This window comes from Aeromonas sp. Prich7-2 (genome assembly GCF_017939255.1).
GTDB lineage: Bacteria > Pseudomonadota > Gammaproteobacteria > Enterobacterales > Aeromonadaceae > Aeromonas > Aeromonas caviae.
The window spans coordinates 1-4,228 of the sequence record NZ_JAGKRI010000249.1 but is presented as its reverse complement, the minus strand read 5'-3'; the positions used below and the strand labels follow the sequence as shown (position 1 = coordinate 4,228).

The window sequence follows — 4,228 nt, the reverse complement described above, 5'->3', positions numbered from 1 at the left end:
CACTGAAGGGAGAATCGATGAGAAAGAGGAGAAGTGAGTTGACCCAATCTGAACACTCGAGTTAGAAACGGGGTGACGTGAGCGCGTTAAGGATCAGGGTGTTCACGTTGGCCGGAATGGCTGTTCAACTTCGCCGGAATACGCAAGCCGATGAGCTTGCAGGCTTTACTGACGTTATTGAGCTCTTTGGCGAGCTCTAGCAGACTGAGTTTACGACGTGCTACTTTCTCGTTGGTGGTCATACGGTGACTCCGGATAACACGGTAGGGGTACCGTTTTGTTATCCGGTTTGAAGCCGTATGACCACTCCCTTTTGTGGGCAACTGTCAGGTGAATACCATCTCCATACACATGGTGGAAGTCATCGAGCCGTTTTACCCCAAGGCTGGTAATGGCCGGCGACCTTATCCGCTGGAAACCATGCTACGCATTCACTGCATGCAGCATTGGTACAACCTGAGCGATGGCGCGATGGAAGATGCTCTGTACGAAATCGCCTCCATCCGTCTGTTTGCCCGGTTATCCCTGGATAGCGCCTTGCCGGACCGCACCACCATCATGAACTTCCGCCACCTGCTGGAGCAGCATCAACTGGTCCGCCAATTGTTCAAGACCATCAATCGCTGGCTGGCCGAAGCAGGCGTCATGATTACTCAAGGCACGTTGGTCGATGCCACCATCATTGAGGCACCCAGCTCGACCAAGAACAAAGAGCAGCAACGCGATCCGCAGATGCATCAGACCAAGAAAGGCAATCAGTGGCACTTTGGCATGAAGGCCCACATTGGTGTCGATGCCAAGAGTGGCCTGACCCACAGCCTAGTCACCACCGCGGCCAACGAGCATGACCTCAATCAGCTGGGTAATCTGCTGCATGGAGAGGAGCAATTTGTCTCAGCCGATGCTGGCTACCAAGGAGCGCCCCAGCGCGAGGAGCTGGCCGAGGTGGATGTGGACTGGCTGATCGCCGAGCGCACCGGCAAGGTAAGAACCTTGAAACAGCATCCACGCAAGAACAAAACGGCCATCAACATCGAATACATGAAAGCCAGCATCCGGGCCAAGGTGGAGCACCCATTTCGCATCATCAAGCGACAGTTCGGCTTCGTGAAAACCAGATACAAGGGGTTGCTGAAAAACGATAACGAACTGGCGATGTTATTCACGCTGGCCAACCTGTTTCGGGCGGACCAAATGATACGTCAGTGGGAGAGATCTCACTAAAAACTGGGGATAACGCCTTAAATGGCGAAGAAACGGTCTAAACAGGCTGATTCAAGGCATTTACGGGAGAAAAAATCGGCTCAAACATGAAGAAATGAAATGACTGAGTCAGCCGAGAAGAATTTCCCCGCTTATTCGCACCTTCCCTAATCGATTTTTTGCTCATGTAGGTTCATAGAAACCTCAGTTTACGCACGTAAAAAAGCCACGATTTTTGCCAAAACACCTAAGCATTTTTTTTCATAATCGCATCATTTTTTGCGAGAGTTTCATGCCGTTTTTTTTTTACTTTTTATGGTGGGATTATTCTGTGGAAACCTATTGTTTTTTTTCACGAGAAAAAACTTTTTCTGTGAATGTTTTTTTGATTTCCATCGTTTGAAATCCCTCATTTTGACAATAAAAAGAGAGCAAAAAACCAATTAAAATTTCAGAATAAAATATTTTCGATTTTTTTTGTTGTTTGCTATTGCCATTTATATGAAATCAGCCTAAATTAACTTCAACAAGGTGCATGCTATACATTCACATCTACAAATGATGAATGGGTGCACTTTAACCTAAAAGTCATTTTTGGTAATAAGCTCCCCGCTATTCGCGGAGCTTCAACTACCAATAGATAAACACAAGTGGCGAAATATTCCATGTTAACATGCAAGGTAGTATTGTAATGAGAAAAGTAAACGATGATATTTGTGCGATTGATATCGAGACTCATAATGAAGCTCTTGAACTTTTGAGGGGTAGATTTAACCTGAATAAAATTATCCGCCCCCTTGATAAGCATGTTGTGCTCAAAAACTATAACCATATTCATGAACTCTATGACTTCCCTGCATTTGTGATTTTAAATCATGACATTGCAGAATCTGTAGCAAGTGCATTAGATAATGTATCTATTAAGATGTATTATGATGATATCGTGGCATCATTGGGCGATGATGAGAATGATAGGGCTGTTACTTATGACCAGGTACTTTCTGGTTGGGCCCAAAGTAACATGCCCAGTTACTATAGACCAGGTAATGACTACCAATCTGCTGAGGAGTTTCTTGCAGAGATGGGGTCTGAAAATGTGAATGACTCTACTATTTTAAAGAATTTTAAAATGGCTGTTGATGTGCTGTTAAAAGCAAAGCCATGATTGATGTGAGTTTAGTTTTAATGCTGAACAATTAAAGATTAATCTTGCTTGTTTCAATGTGTTGCTGGCAATTCTGGAATTTAAATTGTTGTATGTAGGTGCTTAAAACACCCATACCGAAAACGTAAACTCCAAATTTGATGAAAATAGCATTCTCAACGTATGTGGGGCTGGAAACACAGTAGCTTGTTTACAGCCCCCTTATTGAGGTCCATTACCACCTAAACTAATGCAAAATTCCCCTCTGTCCTTCTGGTATGTTTTGCGTCAAGTCATTCTCGAGTGAATGGTTGGATATCGTGTGGCCGTGACGTAGCTCAAATGTGTGGATATAGAGCTGGATCCTGAATGTTGGCCAGCGTAGTCCCGGCTATTTGAGTCCCTTTATCAGTGATTTGTCAATTTGAGCCTATAACGGGTACTTCTACCGCCTCCACTTGCCCCTTTTTCTAGGCAGTTTTTTTCCAGTAGATCAGTAAGGTGGCGCGTGGCTGTAGATTTGCTCACCTGAGCAATTTTTTGATACTGGCTGGCACTAATATACGGTAGGCCGTCCTGTGTGTAACCGCCGAGCAAATGGTTCAGGATCATTACCTGTTCAAGGCACAATTGGTCATTAGCGTGTAGCTGCCAGAAACGGTTTCGACCAAGCGCATGGGTGCATGACTGTTGGGCCTGTTCCAGCGTGACGTTGAGTGTGTCCAAAAACCAAACCAGCCACTCTGTGACATCCACGCCTCCTCTCTGAGTCTGCTCCAGAGCGCGATAGTAATCAGCTCGATGCTCGAAAATCACGGTCGACATTGCATACAGAATGATGCTCTGGTTGTCGGCCTGAGAGAGTGCAAGATCGGTGAGGGCTCGGGCAATCCGTCCGTTACCGTCATCAAACGGATGTAACGTGACAAACCAGAGCTGACAGATGGCGGCTCGCAGTAATGGATCTAGGCAGGGATCATCAAAACTGGTATTGAACCAGTCGATGAAAGTGGCCAATTCCTGCTCCAGCCCCTCTCGTGGTGGAGCTTCGAAATGCACGGTGAGTCGATCACGTGCTCCGGATATCACCTGCATCGGCTCATCACCACGCAGCTGGCCAACGCGTATCTGATGCGATCTCCGGTCATCTGCGGGAAAAAGCCAGCGATGCCATTGCAGCAGGCGTTCAAGCGTCAACTGCTCATCGCTGCTAATTGCATCCACAATCATCGCGGCCAGTCCCTCGGATCTAACTGAGGTAGGGTAGGGGGACTGCTCCACTATCCCGAGGCGACATGCCAGAGATGCACGTAACGACTGAGAGTTCAGTTGTTGATTCTCGATAGCCGAGGACGCGACGACATTGGCCAGCAGCGTATCTAGGGCATGTGTCTGATGCGCCAGTGTTGTGTTGTGAGCTGATAAATGAAGGCCCTGGAGTAGTCCCAGATTGCGGTGTGCCAGACGTAGCCTTGGCAGTAACTGCTTATCTTGCCAGCAAAAATGAGGCCAGTTCTCGTGTTGCCAGATCCAGTCTACGGTCATCGATAATCTCGCTGATTTTGTGTCGCGGGCAAGCAGTGTAATGCCAACAATGAGCCGAATTGACACCACATTCGGCTCGCGATATGAGCCGATAATAGCCCTCATTCGGCTCATTCCACAACTCACAGGGCTGGTCTACTGGGTGTCGGAGAGGCTCGGGGCGAGAATGGACTCTTGGACAGTGCCACTTACTAAATAACTGATCCCAATAGTGCTACACCTTCGCTGTGCCATAGCCATTCCCCGGGAAAGGAGACACGGTATCCATGAAGTGTTTCACTCGGGCCAGCAGGTTTGCCATCCCTCTGCATTGATGATTGCGCGTGATGGTTTCAT

The 4,228-nt window shown here is 47.4% G+C and carries 3 protein-coding genes and 2 pseudogenes; 2 read left to right on the top strand and 3 right to left on the bottom strand.

Going from position 1 to position 4,228, the window contains the following annotated elements:
* Nucleotides 1-86: 86 nt before the first annotated feature.
* A complete protein-coding gene (locus J9892_RS21460; protein WP_210538928.1) occupies nucleotides 87-242 on the bottom strand; it encodes a hypothetical protein in 156 nt (51 codons plus the stop codon).
* Nucleotides 243-351: 109 nt separating this feature from the next.
* Between J9892_RS21460 and J9892_RS21455 the strand changes: the two are divergent.
* Nucleotides 352-1,224: pseudogene (locus J9892_RS21455) on the top strand (IS5 family transposase); the annotation flags it as partial.
* A gap of 670 nt (nucleotides 1,225-1,894) precedes the next feature.
* Nucleotides 1,895-2,368, top strand: coding sequence for a hypothetical protein (locus tag J9892_RS21450; protein ID WP_210538926.1), 474 nt, complete (start codon nucleotides 1,895-1,897; stop codon nucleotides 2,366-2,368).
* 387 nt (nucleotides 2,369-2,755) lie between these two features.
* Here J9892_RS21450 and J9892_RS21445 read toward each other — a convergent pair whose 3' ends face one another.
* Nucleotides 2,756-3,892 (bottom strand): Fic family protein, encoded by a 1,137-nt coding sequence (locus tag J9892_RS21445; protein WP_180911166.1) that lies wholly within the window; start codon nucleotides 3,890-3,892, stop codon nucleotides 2,756-2,758.
* 214 nt (nucleotides 3,893-4,106) lie between these two features.
* A pseudogene (locus J9892_RS21440) lies at nucleotides 4,107-4,228 on the bottom strand (IS630 family transposase); the annotation flags it as partial.

Bases quoted from the DNA above. Each gene is read 5' to 3' on its own strand.
- J9892_RS21460 (WP_210538928.1), bottom strand. From the start codon at position 242: ATGACCACCAACGAGAAAGTAGCACGTCGTAAACTCAGTCTGCTAGAG.
- J9892_RS21450 (WP_210538926.1), top strand. From the start codon at position 1,895: ATGAGAAAAGTAAACGATGATATTTGTGCGATTGATATCGAGACTCAT.
- J9892_RS21445 (WP_180911166.1), bottom strand. From the start codon at position 3,892: ATGACCGTAGACTGGATCTGGCAACACGAGAACTGGCCTCATTTTTGC.